Source organism: Micromonospora solifontis (assembly GCF_003725545.1).
Taxonomy (GTDB): domain Bacteria; phylum Actinomycetota; class Actinomycetes; order Mycobacteriales; family Micromonosporaceae; genus Micromonospora; species Micromonospora solifontis.
Window position 1 is genome coordinate 9,819 of record NZ_RJLN01000069.1, and the last position, 20,240, is coordinate 30,058.

Consider the following 20,240-nt stretch of genomic DNA (forward strand, 5'->3'; position numbering starts at 1 on the left):
TCAGCAAATCGAGGCCCCACCGGTGTGACCGGTTTTGGCGTGAATGGCCATGTTAACCAGTTGCATCTGTCCACAGTTTTGGTGATGGTGCCACGTCCACTTGCCCTTCCTGTAGGCCTCCGTGATACCTGCGGCCTTATCCGCCAGTCTGAAGTCCTTCTTCGGATCACCGGTCAACGTGATGAAGACGTCCGGGACGCTCGGGTCCTTGTGGGCCGTGAAGTCCGGGAAGCCCTGCGAATCGAACGGAACGTTCGTCTTGGGGTGCGTGCCGCCGGCGAGACTGGCGTTCCTCGGGCCCACTGGCGTGCCGCCCGAGGCGCACGTGCAGGTGGTCTTGTGTCCGCCTACCGTACCTCCGCAGTTGTGAACCAGCAGTGGAGTGTCGTTGGCGACCACATAGTAGCTGTGCACGCCGTCAACCGTCAGATTGTGGACACGCTCGTGCTTGACGGTGCGCTTGACTGCGGTGACCTTGACCCAGTCACCAGCGGCGGCCTGCAGCCACATGCCGGGCTTGAGCTGCTCCGCCTTCGCCCACATGCCCATGTCAGGCAACCAGACCAGGTGGGCGGCCGTCGACGTGATACTGCCTGTCTTGGACCCCTGATCGCCGTCCACGTCGACGGTGAAGGTGACGAAGGTCTTCTTACCCTCGACGCTGCGGACGTCGGTCACCGTCCGTAGCTGGTTCTCGCCCGACTCGACATCGGTGGCCAGCACCCCGTCGCCGACCTTCAGCTGCTCGATGGCCTTCGCGGAACCGTCGGCCATCACCACCCTGGTGCCGGGGACGAAGCTGTTCGGCCTGAGGAGGCAAGAGTCCTCAGGCACGTCCTGCTTCGGTACCGTTGGCTCGTCGACCTTCGGCTTGGGGGTGTTGGTCGGTGCCGCCTTGTTGACGTCGGTGGCGCCTTCGACGCCCTTCTCGATGCTCTTGGCGTTCTCGGCCGCCTTTTCGATGTCGCGGGCGGTGTCGATGCCGTCGGCGATCTTCTTGCCCGTCTTGGCCAGCTTCGCCGCGGCCACCGCGTTACCGGCGAGCGGGATCGCCGAGGCCAGGGACATCGCCGCGTCGACGTAGTTGCCCTCGGCCGCGTACCAGATGCCGTTCGCGACGTCGGCGACCTCACCGATCACCGGCACCATGCCGGCGACGTCCAGGGCGGCGTGGCCGATGTCCGACCACGACATCCCGAACAGGTGCCCGTCCAACTCCACGAAGCTGATCGGGTTCCCACCGGCGAACGCGTACCGGTTACCCGTGAACGCATCCGTCGCCAGGCTCATGTCCGCCATGGCACCGCCGTAGGCGTCCCGCGTCAGGAACCGGTTCAGACCCGGGTCGTAGTTGCGGAACCCCATGTCGTAGGTGCCCGAGTTGGCATCCCACCGGGAGGCGTTGAACCGGAACGCGTTGTACGGCTCCTCCCCCTCCGGCTGCGCACCCGGCTTGTCCACGCCCGTGAACTGCGACTCGTCGTCCTTGCCGTACGCCGTGTAGCCGTACGTCGCCCGGGTCTTGCCGTCCTCCTTCGTGATCCCGATGACGTCACCACGCGGCCGGTAGATGAACTGCGAGTACTCCCGCGAGCCGTCGTCCTTGTGCTTGATCTGGGTCAGCTGCTGACCCCACGGCGCGTACTGGTACGACTTGGTCGCCTTGCCCGCGACCTCCTCGCGCAGCACCTGGTTGTCCATCCCCAGGTACGTGAACAAGGTCGTCTTACCAGCCGTCGTCTGCGACACCGTCCGGTCGAACGGGTCGTACACGTAGGTCGTGGTCTTGGCGTTCGAGCCGATGCCCGAGGTGGTCTTCGCCGTCCGGTCGAAGCCGTCGTAGTAGTACTTCTGCGCCCGCTGGCCACCGACCGACACCGTGTCGAGGCGACCGAGCGGGTCGTAGTTGTACGTCGACGTGACACCCGCCGTGGTGGTCGAGTGCAGCCGGTTCCGGTCGTACTTGCTGGTGCTGGTCGTCCCGTCGACGGTCTGCGACACCGTGTTGCCGTTGGCGTCGTAGGTGTAGGTCTCCGTCGACGTGCTGTCACCGGTCTTGTCCAGCTTGGCGATCCGGTCCTGCGGGTCGTAGCTGAAGACGTACGTGTTGTCGATGTAATCCGACGAGTTGTCGGCGTTCATCAACTTGAGCACGTCCCGCGACGGGTGCCCGTTGGCCTGGTACTGCAGGTTGTGCTCCGCGACGGTGGTGCCGCCGGAGGTCTTCTCCAGCTGGTGCCTGGTGGCGCCGTCGAGGTAGTACTCGAAGTCCACGGTGTTGCCGTTGGGCTTGGTCTGCTTGAGCATCTGCCCGCGGGCGGTGTACGTGAACGTCGAGATCTGCTGGTTACCGGCCGTCGGCGAGTCGGCGTTGGTCACCTTGGCGACCATGTCCCGCGCGTCGTACTCGATCTTGGACCAGGTGAGGTCGTGGGTCGAGGTGAGCGGGTTGCCGTTGTCGTCGTAGGTCAGGGCCGTGGTGTTCTTCGGCGTGCTGTCGGTCGCGCCGACGAACTCCTTGACCGTGGAGATCTGGTTGAGCTGGTCGTACGCGATGTCGTACCGGCTGATCTTCGCGCCCGGGCTCAGGTCCTTGACCTCGACCATCATCCCGTTCGGGTTGTACCGGTAGGTGAACTCCTTCTTCTCGTTGTCGACGTCGGCGGAGTTGTCCCGCACCAGCTTGACCGCGTCGGCGAGCACCTTGCCCGTCGCCTGATCGGTCAGGGTGATCTTCTGGACGCCGTCCTCCTTGAAGGAGTAGCTGCCCAGGCTGATCCAGGCGCCGGCGTTCTGCGTCTGGTTCACCGTCTTGGTGACGCTGCCGCCGTCGTGGGTGATGGTGAACTTCGCGTCCGTCGCGGCGCCGCTGACCTGCGGGTGCCGGACGAACACCTCGTACGTGCCGTCCCGGGGGATGGTCAGCTGCCAGTTGAACTGCGCCGACCCGCTGCCGGCCGGGGCGGTCGAGACGTCGTAGCCCCACTGGCCGGTGGCCGCGCCGTTGCTCCAGGTGCCCTGGCTGGCGGTGTTGTTGGAGTCGGAGTTGTCGACCAGGACCACGTCCTTGCCGACCGGCACGCCGTCCTCCGAGCGGCCCTTCTCGTTACCGGACTGGTAGTAGTCCCAGGTCATCGTCCGGGTGACCGATCCACCGGCCGAGGTCAGCGTGTTCCTGGTCTGCTGGCCCAGGTCGTTGTAGTCGAACGAGTTGACGATGTCCCACGGGTCGGTGGACGTCTTCGTCCAGCCGTTGTCGTAGTAGTCGTACTTGGTGATGTTGCGGACCGTCTGCCCGTCCGACGGGGGCGCGCTGACCTGCGCCAGGTTGCCGACCTCGTCGTAGGTGTAGAAGGTCTTGTCCGGCGTGTTGTACCGGCTGTCGTCCTTGTCGTAGGACGACCACTCCTCCTTCTTGCGGTTGAGCGCGTCGTAGACGGTCACCACGGAGAAGTCGTCGGCGTCGTCGGTCGTGTTCACCCCGCGCGGAGTGATCAGCTTCGTCTGGTTGCCGACCTGGTCGTACTCGTACTTCGTCGTCCGATAGGTGATGGTGCCGGCGCCGTCCTTGTCGTACGGCACCTTCGACTCGACGAGCGCGCCGCGGGCGTCGTACGTCGCCAGCGACTCGTTGCCCTCAGCGTCGGTGGTGCCGACGGTGAGGCCGTCCTTGTCGTACCGGGCGGTGGTGAACTTGCCGATGGCGTCGGTGGTCTTCACGACCCGGTGGTTCAGGTCGTACTCGTACTTCGTGGTGAAGTCGTCGGCCGCGCTGGCGGTCTTCTTCGCGTCGTACAGGACCGTGACGTTGCCGACGTTGTCGTACTCCGACTTCACCCTCTGGCCGAGGCCGTTGGTGACCTCGATCGGCTGGTAGATCTCGTCGTACGTGGTCGTGGTGGTGTAGTCGCCCACCGTCGAGGTCAGGTTGCCCTGCGGCTCGGTGACGGTGAGGACGTTGCCGACCTTGTCGTAGGTGGTGGTGGTCTTGCGCTCCGGGTCGGTCGCCTCGTCCTTCGGGGCGAGCGTCTCGACGACCTGGTCCGCCTTGTCGTAGACGGAGGTCGACACCGCACCGTTGGCCGCGTACGCCGTGGTGATGTTGTCGTTGGCGTCGTACACCGGGGCCTTGGTGGTGATGTAGCGGTTGTTGGCCGCGTCCATCGGCTCCACCTTCGTGGTGGGCCGGCCGAAGGTGTCGTACGCCTGGGTCACCTTGGCGTTCTTGCCGTTCTTGACCTCGGTGACGTTGCCCCGGTCGTCGTAGGTGAAGTTCGACGTGCCGTTGCCCGCGTCGATGATGAGCGTCGGGTAGCCGCTGGCGTGGAACAGGTCGTACTTGGTGGTGTTGCCGTTGGCGTCCTTGGCGGCGGTGAGCTGGCCCCACTCGTCGTAGGTGTTGGTGCTCGTGTAGTCGCCGGCGGTCGCCGTGGTGTTGCCGACCGGGTCGGTGACGGTCGCGAAGTCGCCCTCACCGGTGTAGGTGAAGGTCCACTTCCGCCCCTCCGGGCTGGTCTTGCTGACCATCTCGGCCACGTAGCCGTTGAGTGAGCGCTGGTAGGTCAGCACCGTCCCCGGCCAGCCGTTCTTAACCGCCTCCGCGTCCTTGGTCTCGGTCGGGTAGCCGGTCTTCGGGTCGAACGCCCAGGTGGAGACGGCGCCGTTGGCCTCCTCCAGCCGGATGACGTTGTGGTCGTCGTCCCAGCCGGTCTTGGTGACCTCGTTCTTGGCGTTGGTGAACTGGTACGCCCGGCCGTAGCCGTCCAGCAGGTACTGGGTGGCGTGGTTCTCCGCGTCGGTGACCGTGGCGTTGATGTTGTGGCCCTGCGGGCCGTCCGGGTCGACGTAGCCGAACTGGGTCAGGTAGCCGAGCCGGTCGGTGTAGGACTTGGTGGTCCAGTGGAACTGCGGGTCGTCGCCGGTCTGCGGGTAGTTGTAGACCAGGCTGGTCGGGTTGCCCCGCGGGTCGGTGACCTTGACCAGCTTGACGTTCTTGTTCCCCTGGGTCATGTCGTAGGCGAACTTGAACGTCTTCGGCGCTCCGTTGGTGGAGCCGGCGCCGTCGATCAGCTCACCCAGCAGACCCTTGTCGGTGTAGGTGAAGGTGAGCTTGCGTCCCGAGATGTCGGTGATCCGCGAGACGTGGTCGATGATCTTCGGGTTGGTCAGGTTCGTCGCACCGGACACCCGGTTCCAGGTGGTGTCGTCGATGTAGTCGTACGTCTGGCCCTTGGCGTAGTAGTCGATGGTCAGGGTGATCCGGCCGGTCGGGTCGGTCAGGTACTTGAGGAACTTCGTCGGCTTGTTGTTGGACTTGCGCTCCTCGTAGGTGAAGAGCATCTCGTTGCCGTTGTTGTCCACGATGCTCGACAGGAAGCCCTCGCAGTCGTAGAAGAACTGCGTCCGGTCCGGCCGGGTGAGCACCCACGCCTTCGGCTCGTCGGTGTTGGGCTTGCAGTCCACGCTGCTGTACTTCTGCAGGTAGAGGTGCACGCCCTTCGGGCTCTTCCACTCGTTCGCGGTGGCGTCCCAGGTGAACCAGTGGCTGGTGCCGTCACCGTCGGTCAGGGTGACCTTGGTGGGGTTCGGGTTCGGGTGGAAGTCCAGCGGGGCACCGAGGCGCATCATCGACGACGCCTGCAGCGACCAGCCGTAGCCGGCCACCGTGTCCGTGGTGTCCAGCGAGTTGTACGCCAAGCGCACGAACGTCGACAGGCCGCGCGACGGGTTGTTGAACGCGTTGTACGACCAGACGGTGTTGCCGGAGTACAGGTTGTTCATCAGGGTGCCGCCGGCACCGGTGTTCTTCCCCGCGTACGAGTAGAACTTCTCCAGACCGAGCTGGTCGGAGGTCGGCTCCTCCACCGCGATGTTCTGCGGCAGCGCTGGGATCGACGCGGTCTCCGACAGCTTCTTGCCGGTCAGCTTGTTGCGCAGGTCCCACTGCAGGACATAGTCGGTGCGCTTGTTCCCCTCCGTCGACGACGGCGGGGTCTTGACCTGCGCCGACACGTCGACCGTGCCGCCGGCCGGCACGCTCTTCGGCAGCGCGGTCGCCACCTCGTAGCTGGTGTCCGCGCCGTCGGTGACCCCGTCGGCCCGCTTCCAGTCGTACGCCAGCTCCCAGTCGGTCGGGTTCCACGCCGCCAGCGTCGGGTTCGACAGCGTCACCGGCACCGTGTACGTGGAGTTGGCCGTGGCCAGCGCCGGGGTCGAGGCCGCGTAGTAGGTGGACTCCGCGGTCTGCTCCAGGTAGGTGACCTCCAGCGTGGGCCGCAGCAGCGGCTCCTGCGCCTCCGACGACAGCAGCATCGCCCGCGCGGTCTGGTTGGTCTCGTCCCGCTGGCGCAGCAGCAGGCCGTAGTTGGTCGCCGAGTTCTTCACCCAGCCGTCGACGGCTGGGGTGACGTCCCAGGAGGCCCACTCCGGGTCGTTGGTGAACCCGTTGTTGCTGGCCTTCCAGGAGGTGTCGTAGTCACCGCCGGCGGTGGTCCACGCGTTGGTGCCGTCGTAGGTGTTCCAGGTCGCCTTGGTCTCGGTGAAGTTGCGCTTGAGCTTGTAGACGTCGACGTACTCGTCGGTGTCGGTGCCCGGGTAGGGCGAGGTGTTGTACAGGCGCAGGTCGGCGTCGACGATCTTCGCGTCCGTCGGGATGCCGGTCAGCGTCGGAAACTTCACCAGGCCGTGGGTGTCGCCGTAGTAGGACGAGTTGTTGCCCGGGCTGACGTACGGGTCACCGTCGTAGACGTCCACGTTCTCCGTCGGTCGCGCCTGCGACAACGTGGTGTCCGTGGTGCCGGTCCGGTAGATCCGGGTGATCTGACCGGCCTTGGGCAGGATCGCCGACTGGGTGGGACCGGCGATGATCTGCCCGTCGCGGGTCTTCACCGCGACCATGTAGTAGTAGAACTTCCTGGCCAGCGGGTCGGTGTTGTCCGCCGCCGTCGGGATCGCGGTGGTGTCCTGGTAGGTGCGGGTGCTGGTGGACACCGGCGCGATCAGGGTCGCCGCCGACGGGGTGAAGTTCTGGTAGATGCTGCGGTGGACCTGGTATTCCACCGCGTCGTCCGCGGTGGACGACGACGGGTCCACGTACGCCGGCCAGTCCAGCACGGCACCGGTGGAGGTGAGCGTCGTCGGCGGGTTGACCGCCACGCCCGGCCGGCCGTAGGTGATGACCAGCTTCGGCAGGTTGTAGTCGCGGCGGGCGTTGTTGTAGGCGAACTCGGAGGCTTCGAAGATCGGGCCGCCGCGGCCCTTGGTGGCCTCGTCGACCGCCTTCACCATGAAGCCGTTGTTGGCGTAGGTGCCGTTGACCCAGTCCTGCACCACGTTGCGGACCGGGAACGAGCTCCACACGTTGGAGACGGCGGCCTTCTTGGTGGTCGCGCCCCACTTGGTGAACCGCACCGCGTCGGCGATCACCGACTTGCCGGAGACGTCACCGAGGACGACCTTGCCGGTGGTGCCGGCCGCGAACGGGTGCACCCCGAGGGTCTTCCACTCGCCGAGGCCGCTGCCGGTCTGGTCGACGGTGTACGTCTTCGACCCGCCGTTGTAGTAGACGGTGTACGGCGCGTTCGTCGGCCGGTCCGACTCCGACACGTAGTGGACCTCGACCTGGTAGTTGCCGGCCTCGGTGATGGTCGGCACCCAGGTGTGGGTGTGCCCGGTCGTGGTGTCGTTGTTGTAGCGGTAGTCGCCGTTGACGGCCAGCGGGGTCAGCGCCGTGTTGCCCGAGTACGACCAGGTGCCGACCACCGAGGTGCCGGCGTCGCCGTCGTCCTGGGTGACCATGTTGCCGGCCGGCTGGGCGGCCATGTTGGCGTTCATGTTCGACCAGGTGGCGGTGGACTCGCTCCACGGCTGGGTGACTCGCCGGGCCTCCATGGCCACGTCGAAGCCCCACGCGTAGTGGGTCTGCGAGTAGTACATCTGCAGCTGCGCGTCGTCGATCGGCGTGTTCGGCGGGATCGCGCCGACGTCGAACTTGACCAGCGTCCGGTACGCGTTGGACGCGTCCGTGCCGACCTTCAGCTGGTAGGTGTCGTTGTAGTTGGTGCCGGTGGCGCCGGAGTAGATGTACACGTCCTGCGCGTCGGTCGGCACCGGCTGCAGCTTGATCGTCGGGTCGATCACCACCGGGTAGACCCGGGCCTGGTCGGCCAGCCAGCCGGCGTCGGCGGTGATGGTGACGGTCGACGTCGCGCCGGACTGGGTCACCTTCTGGGTGACCTTGTCGGACCACACCTTGCCGTGCGGGGAGGACTTGTCGTCCTTGCTGTCGTACATGAACGGCGCCGGCATGACGAACACCGGCGCGCCGCCGTCGCGGCCCAGGAACGCGATCGACCCGTCCGCCCGCTGCCGCGCGGTCAGACCCTTCGTGTCGAGGGTGAAGGTGTAGGACACCGGACCGGCCGGCGCCGCCCGCAGGACGATCTTCTCCTTCAACGCGGTGCTGGTCACGTCGTAGACCACGTCCGCGCCACCGGCCACACCCGGATAGGTCACGGTCGAGCCGGACACCTTCGGCGTCACACCCTTGGCGGCACCCGCCAGGCCCAGCTCGACGCTCCGGCCGTCCCGCTCGAACCGCACGAGCTCATCCGAGCTGTCCCCGAACAGGCTGGTGAACGTGTTCGTCCGGTTGCCCTGCACGTACCCGGGCTCGTCCACCGGCCGGACCGTGGTGTCGATCGGCTGCCAGTCGCCCTTGCCGTCCTGGTAGTGCACCGGCACCGCGGAGATCTCCGCCTGCAACCGCCCGTCGGACAGCTGGTAGACCTTGGCGTTCCCGGACCGCTTGCCGGTCAGCTCCCTGACCCGCTTCTGCGCGGGCCACTTCCGGCCGGCGACCGGCTTCTCCTCCCGGTACAGCCCGGCGCTGACCACCTCGGGCTTCGCCCGGTGGCCACCGCCCTCGACCAGGCCGCGGGCCGCGTCGCCGAGGCGGCTCAGCAGGCCGCCGTCGTCCTTCTTCCCGCTCTGCGCGGCCTGCTCGGTCGCGGCGGGGTCGCGGTCCGGTAGGACCGCGACCCCGCCCAGCGTGGCCACCACGGCCAACGCCAGACCCACGATCAGGGGGCCTCGTGATGGTCTCCTCACCCGTTACCCTCCGGTCAACTCTGGTGACAGGACGGGTGAAGGCTAGGAACAACCGATACACGCGCGGCTATCTCTCAGCTACTTCCCAGCCAGCCGCGGCAGTGCCGGGTCAGCCGGTGAGGTCGAGCGACTTCACCACCACGAGGGCGACGAGCAGCACCGCCAGCCCGACGAGCACCGCCGCCTGGACCACGCTGCGTCGCTTCGCCGGGGCGTACGCCAGGCCGACGGCGGCGGCCCCGCCGGCCAGCAGGCCGCCCAGGTGCCCCTCCCAGGAGGTCCAGCCGGCGGAGAACACCATCCAGATCAGGAACGGGATGATCAGCCGGTTCGGGTCGATCGGGTGGTGGTGCAGCCGTCGGGTGAGGACGAAGTAGCAGCCGGCCAGGCCGTACACCGCGCCGGAGGCGCCGATCGCCGGCTGGTGCGGGTCGACCAGGAAGCCCAGGACGGTCCCGCCGGCCGCGGAGAGCAGGTAGAGGGCGAGGAAACGGGCCCCGCCGAGGCGCTCCTCGACGACCCGGCCGAGCACCCACAGCCAGTAGAGGTTGAAGACGATGTGCAGGATGCCGAGGACGCCCTGGGTGGGCAGGGAGTGCAGGAACGCCGGGGTGATCAGCCGGTACCACTCGCCGTGGGCGATCCCGATCGGCCGGAGCCCGTCGTACGGGCCGCCGTCGTCGACGTACTGCTGGCCGGCGTCGTCGACCAGCCCGGTGCCGAGGCTGTCGAACTGGCCGATGAGCGCCGGCCGGGCCAGTTCGGCCAGGTAGGCCAGCACGGTCAGCGCGATCAGCGTGTAGGTCACCACGGTCCGGCCGGTCACCCGGCCGCCGAACACGGTCCGCGCCTGGCGGACCGTGCGGTTGTCCTCGCGGACGCAGTCGGGGCAGCGGTGCCCCACCGGGGCCTCGCGCATGCAGTCGGGGCAGATGTGGCGGTCACAGCGGGTGCAGCGCAGCAGGGTCTCCCGCTTGGGGTGCCGGTAGCAGGTGGTGGCCTCCTCGCCGGAGGGCTGGCCGGTGCTGATCGTGTCCATGGGCAGGGGGTCCCCAGGTCGTTCGTCGGCGGATGGGCCAGAAGCGCCCCCGGCCGCAGGGCGGCCGGGGGCTGTCTGTCTGGTGGACGGTCAGCGTAGCCGTCCGTGGCTGGGGTCAGTAACGGCTGAGGTTCTGCACCGGGCACATCACGATGCGCGGGTCGGCCTCCGGCCTGAGCCACCTGAGCACGCCGACCAGGTGGTCGTGCGACAGGCTCACACAGCCGGCGGTGGCGCCGGACGTGAACTCGTGCAGGAAGATCCCGCTGCCCGCGTTCGGCACCGGCGTGGGCACGTTCGGCGGCATGTTGTAGGTGATCACGGCGAAGTGCTTGTAGGCGGTCGTCTGCGTCCAAAGCTTCTCGCTGGGAGGGGCGAGAGTGGCGGTGCTGTGCTGAAAGGTGTTGTAGTAGGGCGACGTTGAGTCCTCGTTCCACCAGTCGTTGGTGACCACCTGGTGGTAGGGGTAGTGGACGCCCGGGTCGGGCGAGATGCCGTACATGGTCGGGCCGATGGCGTAGACGCCGGTCGGCGTGGTCGGCTCGCCCTCGACGTGGTTGTCGCTGAAGAACTTGGACCCGATCCGGGCGGGCAGCGGCGCGGACACCGGGGTCCAGTAGCGGCCGCGGACCTTTGCGTAGGTCTCGAGGGTGGCGGACCAGGTGGTGTTGCTGGCCGTGGTCACGACGATGACCTGCTTGGTGTTCGGTGGCAGGGTCTTGAGGTTGGCGGCCTTGTTGGTCGGGGACGGGACGTAGGCGGGCTTCGTGGACGGCCGGACGCTGGTGTCGCTGGTGGCCGTGGCGTCCCGGGTCGTGGCCGCCGCGGGCGTCGCGCCAGAGGCGATGACGGGAGCCGCGACGCCGGCCGCCGCACCGAGAATCAGAGATCTCCGCTTCATTCGGGAGATCCTCGCACTTCGCGCGTTTCTCCACTGTCCCATAAGGGATGAATTTTTGGGAAATCTGGGGAGGGATGTGCGGCGCTGAGGTAGCGGGGCGAACGCCGGACGGGTCAGGACCGGGTCCGCAACTCCCCGGTCCTGACCCCCAGCCGTCCGGTGTGGTAGCGGTAATTCGCCGTTGCGAGCGCGGCGGGCGTGGCACGCCGCCCACGCCGGGCTCAACACGGCGAGCCGGCCCGCCTGCACTCAGCTCCACAGTGCCCAACTACCGGACTTCGGCGCGTCCCCGACTCACCCCGAAGAGCCGTGAACGCGGGCCCAGGTTAGGCAGCTTTCCGCAGGTCGAACAAGCATTTGCGGGGCCGGCAGAATGTGATTGATACCAACGTTGAAATGCGGCATGTCGGCGTAACAGGGTCAGCCGATCTGGCGCTGTTCCTGGTCGAGGCGAGCAATCGGCCCGGCCTGCCGTCGGGCCCGTCCGAGGCTGCCCGCACCGGCCGCCCCCGCGATCATCGCCAGGGCCGCCAGGTGCAGCAGCCGCACGCCGGCCGGCGCGGCCATGGTCGCCGCTGGCAGTGCGGGCAGCACCAGGGCGCCCAGCGCGGTCACCGCCAGCGCCACCCGCCAGAAGACCGCCGGCCGAGCCGGTGGGGCCGGTGGGGGTACCCCCTGAAAGATCTCACGACGGCGCGCCGCGTGCACCGCCAGGGCCAGCACCACGGCGCCGCCGCCCAGCGAACCGAGCACGTCGGCGAACTGCCACCAGTACAGGCCGGTCGCCGCGTGGAAGTCCGCGATGCCCAGCAGACGCGGCCAGCGGTCGGAGTGGGTGATCCGGTCCCACGCGACGTGGCTCGCCGCGCCGATCAACGCCGAGCAGACGGTGACCTGCCAGGGATGCCGCACGCCGGCCAGCGCGGCGTGGTCCCGCCAGCCGAAGAGCCGATCCAGCGGCAGGTGCACCGCGATGCCGGCGATCACCCGGCGGACCAGCCAGGCGTACGCCAACGCGACCGGCAGGCACCACCAGAGCAGCCCGCCGAGGGTGTGGGTACGCAGGCCGGGCGCCCACCCGGCCCCGGTGAACAGGTAGCCGACGTCCGGCGCCACCGCGCCGGTGGCCAGCGCCACCCCGTCGAACCAGCGGGGCCGCCACAGCTTCAGCGGCAGCACCGGCGCCAGGTGGGACGGGAAGGTCAACGGCACATTCCGGACCCTACCGGCCGGCTCAGAAGTGCCGGACCAGGTCGGGGAAGGCGGCCAGCCGGATCACCCCCGGGTCGCTCGGGTCCAGCTCGTCCTCCTCGAGCACCCAGGTGTTCTCGTTGGGGATGAAGACCGCGTTCAGGCCGGCGGCCCGGGCCGGCAGGATGTCCGAGCGCGGCGAGTTGCCGATCATCCAGGCGGCGGCCGGGTCGAAGGCGTGCTCGCGGGCCAGCCAGCGGTACGTGTCCACGTCCTTCTCCGGCACGATGTGCGCGGCGCCGAAGTGGTGCAGCAGCCCGCAGGCGTCGAGCTTGCGCTGCTGCTCCTCCTGGTCGCCCTTGGTGAGCAGCAGCAGCCGGTGCCGGGTGGCCAGGTCGTCCAGGGTCTCCGCCACCCCCGGCATCAGCTCCACCTGGTGGCCGATCAGCGCCGCCGCCAGCTCCTCGATCTCGGCGCGTTCCCGCGCGGTCGCCGGGCGCTCCCGCAGCTTCTCCAGGCACTCACCAAGGCTGCGCAGGAAGACCTTGCTGCCGTAGCCGTGCGCCACCGCGTTGGCCCGCTCGATGTCGTCCAGCACCGCCCGGATCTCGGTCCGGTCCAGCGTCGGATGGTCCAGCCAGGCGAGGAAGTCGTCGATCACCCGCTCGAAGAGCACGTTGTTCTCCCAGAGCGTGTCGTCGGCGTCGAAAACGAGCACCGCCGCCTCCCGGCGCTGTGCCATCGCGTACCCCTCCCGTGCTGGTGGACCGGGGCACGCTACCGCGCCCGGGCCGGCCGGGACACCCGGGTTTCGGTCACCGGCGCAGGGTGAGGATCAGGTCGGCGACCAGCGCCGTCCAGCCCGTCTGGTGCCAGGCACCCAGCCCCGCGCCGTTGTCGCCGTGGAAGTACTCGGGGAAGCAGAGCAGGTCCCGCCAGTCCGGGTGGGTCTGGAACAGCTGGGCCGCCCCGTAGATCGGCCGCCGGCCCCAGCCGTCGCGGGTGAACAGCGCGATCAGCCGGGCGGACAGGTCGTCGGCGATCTCGTCCAGGGTCTTCTTCACCCCGGACCGGGTCGGGTACTCCACCTGCAGGTCGTCGCCGAAGAAGGCGGCGTAGTCGCGCAGCGCGCTGATCAGCAGGAAGTTGGTCGGCATCCAGATCGGGCCGCGCCAGTTGGAGTTGCCGCCGAACAGGCCGCTTGTCGATTCGGCCGGCTCGTACCCGACGCTGAACTCCTGGCCGCCGAGGGTCACCGTGAACGGCTTGTCCAGGTGGGCGCGGGAGAGCGTACGCAGGCCGTACTCGGAGAGGAACTCGTCGGTGTCCAGCATCCGGGCCAGCAGCCGGACCACCTGCTCCGGGCCGACCATCGACAGCAGGCGCTGCTGCCGGCCGTCCGGGCCCAGCCGGCGGGCCCCGATCACCTCGGCGTACTCCGGCCGGTTGGTGAGGAACCAGCGCAGCCGGGCACCCAGCTCCGGCAGCCGGCGCAGGGTCCGGGCGGTCAGCCGGGTGACCGCCGCGAGCGGCAGCAGCCCGACCACCGAGCGGACCTTCAGCGGCACCTGGGTGCCGTCGGCCAGCCGCAGCACGTCGTAGAAGAAGGCGTCCTCGGCGTCCCACAGCCCCTGGTCGTACGCGGCGGCGGCGATGTACGCGAAATGCTCAAAGAACTTGGTGGCGGTGTCCACGTACGCCCGGTCGTGCTCGGCCAGCACGATCGCCATGTCGAGCAGGTTGAGCGCGTACATGGCCATCCAGCCGGTGCCGTCGGACTGCTCCAGCACCCCGGCCACCGGCAGGGCCGCCGACCGGTCGAACGGGCCGACGTTGTCCAGCCCGAGGAAGCCGCCCTCGAAGACGTTGTTGCCGCCGGTGTCCTTGCGGTTCACCCACCAGGTGAAGTTGAGCAGCAGCTTGTGCATCACCCGGGCGAGGAACTCGTGGTCCCGGGAGCCGTCGATCTCGAAGACCTTCAGCGCCGCCCAGGCGTGCACCGGCGGGTTCACGTCCCCGAACGCCCACTCGTACGCGGGGATCTGCCCGTTCGGGTGCAGGTACCACTCCCGGAGCAGGAGGAGGACCTGCTCCTTGGCGAAGCCGGGGTCGACCCGGGCGATGGTGACGCAGTGGAAGGCCAGGTCCCACGCGGCGTACCAGGGGTACTCCCACGGATCCGGCATCGAGATCACGTCGAAGCTGGTCATGTGCCACCAGTGGCTGTTGCGCCCGTGCCGGCGCCCGGCCGGCGGCGGCGTGGACCCCGGATCGCCCTCCAGCCACCGCTTCACGTCGAAGTGGTAGAACTGCTTGCCCCACATCAGCCCGGCGATGGCCTGCCGCGCGACCAGGGCCTCGTCCTCGGTCGCGGCGGCCGGGATCACGTCGGCGAAGAAGCGGTTCGCCTCCGCGCGCCGGGCCCACAGCACCGCGTCGAAGTCGTCGCCGAGGTCCGCCGGGGGCGGCGGGGCGCTCGCCGGCGGCGGGGCGGTACGGGTCAGCCGCAGCCGGATCTGCCGCTGGCCGCCGGCCGGCACCGCCAGCACGTAGTGCAGCGCGCCCTTGGTCCCCTCCCGGTCCGGGTTGACCGTGTCCGCGCCGTTGACCACGTGGTCGTTGATGCCGTCCTTCGGGTACGCCGAGCGCCCCGGCAGCCCCCACAGCCGCTCCGCGTTGGTGTCGTTGTCGCAGAGCAGCGGGACGGGCTCGCCGTCACCCTCCAGCAGCAGCTGGCCGAGCACCCAGTGCTCGCCGACCAGCCGGGAACCCGCGCCGACCAGCCGCGGCACCCGGTCGCCGCCGGGCAGCCCCCAGGCCCAGGTGTTGCGGAACCACAGGGTGGGCAGCACGTGCAGGGTCTCGTCCCGGTCGCCGCGGTTGGCGACGGTGATCAGGATGCACAGGTCCGTCGGCGCGGCCTTGGCGTAGTCGACGGTCACCGCCCAGTACCGGTCGTCGTCGAAGATCCCCGTGTCGACCAGCTCGTACTCGGTGTCGTCCCGGCCGCGCAGCGCGTTGACCGCGACCAGCTCGTCGTACGGGAAGGCGGCCTGGGGGTAGTGGTAGCGCCAGCGCATCCACGAGTGGGTCGGGGTGGAGTCCAGGTACCACCAGTAATCCTTGGCGTCCTCCCCGTGGTTGCCGCCGTCGCCGCCGAGGCCGAACATCCGCTCCTTGAGGATCGGGTCGCGGCCGTTCCACAGCGCGAGGGCGAAGCAGAACGTCTGCCGGTCGTCGCAGACGCCCGCCATGCCGTCCTCGTTCCACCGGTAGGCTCGGGACCGCGCGTGATCGTGGGGGAAGTAGTCCCAGGCCGTGCCGTGTTCGCTGTAGTCCTCCCGTACCGTCCCCCACGCCCGCTCGGACAGATAGGGACCCCATGCGCGCCAGTCCTGCTCCCCGGCATCGGCCTGGGCGAGCCGGTGCCGCTCGGGGTCGGGGGTCGCGGAGGTCGGACGTTCGGTGATCACCTGCACATCTTCGACGCCGCCGGGGTACTTCTGCACAGCGGCCATTGTCGCCGTGAGTCGTCGCACCGCGCCGGGGGTGGAGGAAAGTTGATCGACATTCGGTTCGGTCCGCAGGTCTGCGGCGACCTCGCCGCCGCCTCGACCAGGGAGTGGTTGGTCACCGACGGCCGGGGTGGCTACGCCATGGGCACGGTCGCCGGACTGCGCACCCGCCGCTACCACGGGCTGCTGGTGGCGGCCGGGGAGACCCCGGCCGCCCGCCGCGTGGGACTGGTCAGCCTCGACCCGGCGGTCACCCTGCCGTCCGGGCGGCAGGTCCGGCTGGGCGCGCACGAATGGTCCTCCGGCGTGGTCGATCCACGCGGCTACGAGCTGCTGGAGCGCTTCGACCTGACCGACGGGCTGCCCCGCTGGCGGTGGCGGATCGGCGACGTGGTGATCGAGCGGGAGATCGCCATGGCGTACGGCCGGGCCTGCGTGGCGGTGGTGCACCGGCTGGTCTCCGGCGGTCCGGTGCGGCTGGACCTGGCCGCGGCCTGCACCTGGCGGGACGCGCACGGCGAGCGGCGCGCCGACGGTCCCGTCCCCCGGGTGGAGCCGGTGGCCGGCGGGGCGGTGATCGAGGGCGCGTTCCGGCTCCAGGGGCCGGACTGGACCCCCGAGGGACAGTGGTGGCTGGGCGTGCGCCACCGGGAGGAGGCGGCGCGCGGCCTCAACCCGGACGAGGACCTCTGGTACGCGGGCCGGTTCTCCGCCAACCTGGACGAGCCGGGCGCCACGGTGTCCGTGCTGGCCTGGGCCGACGACCTGGCCGAGGAGCCGCCGGCGGCGACCGCGCTGGTCGAGGCGGCCCGGCGGCGGCACCGGGCGGTGGTGGCCGCGGCGGAGCCGCACGATGCGGTGCAGGCCACCCTGGCCCTGGCCGCCGACGCGTTCGTGGTCCGCACCGGCGCCGGGCCGGACGTGGTGGCCGGCTACCCGTGGTTCGGCGCCTGGTCCCGGGACACCATGACCTCCTACGAGGGCCTCTTCCTCGGCACGAACCGCGCGGAGGAGGGGCGGGAGCTGCTGCGGGCGTACGCGGCGACGCTGTCGGCGGGGATGCTGGCGAACACCGCCGACACCGGCCGGGTGGAGTACAACACGGTCGACGCGACGCTGTGGTTCCTGCACGCGGTGAGCCGGCACGTCACCGTCACCGGCGACACCGACCTCGCCGACGAGCTGCTGCCCGCGCTGCACGCCGTGGTGGCGGCGCACGTCGCCGGCACCCGGTACGGCATCGGCGTGGACCCGGCCGACGGGCTGCTCACCCAGGGCGGCCCGCCCGACGTCGCGCTCACCTGGATGGACGCCCGCGTCCACGGCGTGCCGGTGACCCCGCGCACCGGTAAGCCGGTGGAGGTGAACGCGCTCTGGGTCAACGGGCTGGCCGGGCTCGCCGAGCTGACCGAGCTGACCGGCCGGGACGCCACCGCGCTGTGGGGGCGGCACGCGCAGGCGGTGGCCTCCTTCCGGAAGCGCTTCCCCGCCCCGGTCGGGTGGCTGCACGACGTGGTCGACGCGCCGGCGCCGGCGTACCCGCTCGGCGGGGCGCCGCACCACGACGACGACCTGCTCCGCCCCAACCAGCTGCTCGCCTGGTCACTGCCGTACGCCCCGCTGGAGCCGGACGAGGCGACCCTGCGCCGGGTGACCGAGGGACTGTTCACCCCGCTCGGGCCGCGCAGCCTCGCCCCCGACTCCCCCGGCTTCGTCGGCCGGCACGGGGGCGGGCCGGCCGAGCGGGACTCCGGCTACCACCAGGGCACCGTCTGGCCGTGGCTGATCGGGCCGTTCGTCGACGCGTACCGCCGGGCCGGGCTGCCGGTCGACGACCTGCTGGTCGGCCTGGAGGGGCACCTGACCGAGTTCGGCCTCGGCTCGGTGAGCGAGACCGCCGACGGGCTCTCCCCGCACACCGCCACCGGCTGCCCGTTCCAGGCGTGGTCGGTCGCCGAGCTGCTGCGCGTACGGCGGGCCCGCCGGTAGCGCGTTACAGACCGGCAACCACCGCGTCTCCGCTGGTTATCGACCGCTGGGCAGGATGGGCTGCGACCCCACGACGCACCCGGCGCGGTGCGTCGCGCGGTGCGTGGAACACAACTCAAAGGGGGCCGCATGTCAGCTGAAGCCGACGTCATCGACATCCAGCCCGTCCGGCACCAGCGGGTGCTGATCCTGTCCTGGGAGTACCCGCCGGTGCTCGTCGGTGGCCTCGGCCGCCACGTGCACGCCCTCTCCGTCGCCCTGGCCGCCGCCGGCCACGAGGTCACCGTCGTCACCCGCCACGCCGACGGCGCGCCCCTGGAGGAGTACGCCGACGGCGTCCGCATCGTCCGCGCCGCCGAGGACCCCGTCCGGTTCCCCCTCGCCACCGGCTCGCTGCTGGCCTGGACCATGGCGTTCAACCACACCCTCACCCGCGCCGCGCTGCGCGCCGCCGGCACCGGCGGCTACGACGTCATCCACGCCCACGACTGGCTGGTCGCGCACACCGCGGTCACCCTGGCCGAACACCTCGACGTGCCGCTGGTCACCACCATGCACGCCACCGAGGCCGGCCGGCACCAGGGCTGGCTGCCCGAGGAGATGAACCGGACCATCCACGGCGTCGAGCACTGGCTGAGCAACGCCTCGGCGCGGGTGATCGCCTGCTCCGGATACATGCGCGAACAGGTGGCGCGGCTGTTCGAGGTGCCCGCCGGGCGGATCGACGTGGTGCCCAACGGGGTGGACGACCGGGCCTGGCACGCCCGCCCCCGCGCGGTCGCCGCCGCCCGCGCCCGGTTCGCCGGGCCCGGGCCCCTGGTCGGGTACGCGGGCCGGCTGGTCTACGAGAAGGGAGTGCAGCACCTGGTGCACGCGGTGCCGTGCCTGCGCGACCGGCACCCCGGGCTGCGGGTGGTGATCGCCGGCGACGGCCCGTACCGCGAGGAACTGGCCGACCAGGCCCGGCGGCTGCACCTCGGGGAGACCGTACGGTTCACCGGCTTCCTCGACGCCACCCAGCTCCCGGCGGTGCTCGCCGCCACCGACGCCACCGTGATCCCCAGCCTCTACGAGCCGTTCGGCATGATCGCACTGGAGGCGGCCGCCGCCGGGGCGCCGCTCGCGGTGGCGAGCACCGGCGGGCTGGCGGAGATCGTCGAGCCCGAGGTCACCGGGGTCACCTTCCCGCACAGCGACCCGGACGCCCTGGCCGGCGCGGTCGACCGGCTGCTCGGCGACGAGGTCTTCGCCCGCCGGATGGCGCGCCGGGCCCGCAGCATGGTCACCGAGCGGTACGGCTGGACCACCATCGCCGCCCGCACCGCCGCGAGCTACGCCGCGGCCCGCCGGGAACACGGCGCCTTCCAGGCCCGCCGCGCCACCGCCCTGCCGACCGGCGGCCGGTCGGCCATCGCCATCCCGGACGGAAATCTGCTGACCGGGGCCGCCAGCTGAGCCACGCCGCTACCACGGGCGATAGGTGACGCCCGATCCGTTGGCTATTGTGGAGCGCGACCAGCGGTGAGGAGAGGTGTGCAGCAGGTAGTGATCGCCGGCCGGTACCGCCTGCTCGACCTCGTCGGCCGCGGCGGCATGGGCCGGGTCTGGCGCGCCCGGGACGAGGTGCTGCACCGCGAGGTGGCGGTGAAGCAGGTGGTGCCGCCCAACTGGCTCGCCGCGCACGAGCGGGACGAGCTGCGTGGCCGCACCCTGCGCGAGGCGCGGACGGCGGCCCGGCTCAGCCACCCCAATGTGGTCCGGGTCTACGACGTGGTGCGCGTCGACGACGACCCGTGGCTGATCATGGAATACGTCCCGTCCCGGTCGTTGCAGGAGATCATGGACAGCGACGGGCCGCTGGATCCCCGGCGGGCGGCCGGCATCGGGCTGGCGGTGCTGGCCGCGCTGCGCGCCGCGCACGACGCCGGGGTGCTGCACCGGGACGTCAAACCCGCGAACGTGCTGCTGGCCCGGGACGGCCGGGTGCTGCTGACCGACTTCGGGCTGGCCGTCTTCGACGGCGGCGACGGCATGATGACCCGCCCCGGGCTGGTCCTGGGCTCCCCCCAGTACGTGGCCCCGGAACGCGCCGCCGAGGGGGTGTCCAGCGTGGAGGCGGACCTCTGGTCGCTGGGCGCCACCCTGCACGCCGCCGTCGAGGGCCGCTCGCCGTACGCGCGCAGCACCGCCATGGCCACGCTGGCCGCGCTGGCCAGCCAGCCACCCGACCCCGCACCGCACGCCGGCCCGCTGCAACCGGTGCTGGTCGGGCTGCTCCACCGCGACCCGGGGCACCGGCTGCGCCACGACGACGCGGCCCGGCTGCTCGCCGTCGCCGCCAGCACCGGGCCCGACGCCACCACCCTGCCCGGACCGCTGCCCGCAGCGCCGGCCTGGGACAGCACCGACGCGTCCCCGGTGCCACCGCCCGAGGACGGGTTCCCGGCCCTCCTGCCGCCGGCCGCCGCGGCGCGGGCGTGGAGCCGCGCGGCGCAGC

At 70.2% G+C, this 20,240-nt stretch carries 9 protein-coding genes; 3 read left to right on the plus strand and 6 right to left on the minus strand.

The window, feature by feature from the left end; translation table 11 throughout:
- The 6 genes from EFE23_RS20800 to EFE23_RS20825 all read right to left on the minus strand — a co-directional run bounded on the left by EFE23_RS20800 (position 1) and on the right by EFE23_RS20825 (position 15,757).
- The gene (locus tag EFE23_RS20800) at positions 1 to 9,078 is read right to left on the minus strand and encodes a golvesin C-terminal-like domain-containing protein (protein WP_123242618.1); all 9,078 of its coding nucleotides are present in this window, start codon (positions 9,076 to 9,078) and stop codon (positions 1 to 3) included.
- 139 nt (positions 9,079 to 9,217) lie between these two features.
- Complete coding sequence (locus EFE23_RS20805) at positions 9,218 to 10,147, minus strand: rhomboid family intramembrane serine protease (protein ID WP_123242619.1); 930 nt, start codon at positions 10,145 to 10,147, stop codon at positions 9,218 to 9,220.
- 115 nt (positions 10,148 to 10,262) lie between these two features.
- Complete coding sequence (locus EFE23_RS20810) at positions 10,263 to 11,048, minus strand: L,D-transpeptidase family protein (protein ID WP_123242620.1); 786 nt, start codon at positions 11,046 to 11,048, stop codon at positions 10,263 to 10,265.
- A gap of 420 nt (positions 11,049 to 11,468) precedes the next feature.
- Entirely contained in the window at positions 11,469 to 12,260 is a 792-nt protein-coding gene (locus EFE23_RS20815) for a DUF4184 family protein (RefSeq protein ID WP_123242621.1), read from the minus strand.
- Positions 12,261 to 12,282: 22 nt separating this feature from the next.
- Entirely contained in the window at positions 12,283 to 12,981 is a 699-nt protein-coding gene (locus EFE23_RS20820) for an HAD family hydrolase (protein WP_123242622.1), read from the minus strand.
- A 73-nt stretch (positions 12,982 to 13,054) separates the two neighbouring features.
- Positions 13,055 to 15,757: an MGH1-like glycoside hydrolase domain-containing protein gene (locus EFE23_RS20825; RefSeq protein WP_123242623.1), complete on the minus strand. Its 2,703-nt coding sequence runs from the start codon at positions 15,755 to 15,757 to the stop codon at positions 13,055 to 13,057.
- Positions 15,758 to 15,799: 42 nt separating this feature from the next.
- Between EFE23_RS20825 and EFE23_RS20830 the strand changes: the two genes are divergently transcribed.
- The 3 genes from EFE23_RS20830 to EFE23_RS20840 all read left to right on the plus strand — a co-directional run.
- Positions 15,800 to 17,743, plus strand: coding sequence for an amylo-alpha-1,6-glucosidase (locus EFE23_RS20830; RefSeq protein WP_123242624.1), 1,944 nt, complete (start codon positions 15,800 to 15,802; stop codon positions 17,741 to 17,743).
- A 129-nt stretch (positions 17,744 to 17,872) separates the two neighbouring features.
- Entirely contained in the window at positions 17,873 to 19,198 is a 1,326-nt protein-coding gene (locus EFE23_RS20835) for a glycosyltransferase family 4 protein (RefSeq protein ID WP_123242625.1), read from the plus strand.
- A 138-nt stretch (positions 19,199 to 19,336) separates the two neighbouring features.
- Positions 19,337 to 20,240, plus strand: a 904-nt coding sequence (locus tag EFE23_RS20840) for a serine/threonine-protein kinase (protein WP_204348499.1), incomplete at its 3' end; no start/stop codon positions are given.

Excerpts from the sequence above, each read along its gene's own strand:
- EFE23_RS20805 (WP_123242619.1), bottom strand. The coding sequence starts at position 10,147 with ATGGACACGATCAGCACCGGCCAGCCCTCCGGCGAGGAGGCCACCACC.
- EFE23_RS20810 (WP_123242620.1), bottom strand. The coding sequence starts at position 11,048 with ATGAAGCGGAGATCTCTGATTCTCGGTGCGGCGGCCGGCGTCGCGGCT.
- EFE23_RS20820 (WP_123242622.1), bottom strand. The coding sequence starts at position 12,981 with ATGGCACAGCGCCGGGAGGCGGCGGTGCTCGTTTTCGACGCCGACGAC.
- EFE23_RS20825 (WP_123242623.1), bottom strand. The coding sequence starts at position 15,757 with ATGGCCGCTGTGCAGAAGTACCCCGGCGGCGTCGAAGATGTGCAGGTG.
- EFE23_RS20835 (WP_123242625.1), top strand. The coding sequence starts at position 17,873 with ATGTCAGCTGAAGCCGACGTCATCGACATCCAGCCCGTCCGGCACCAG.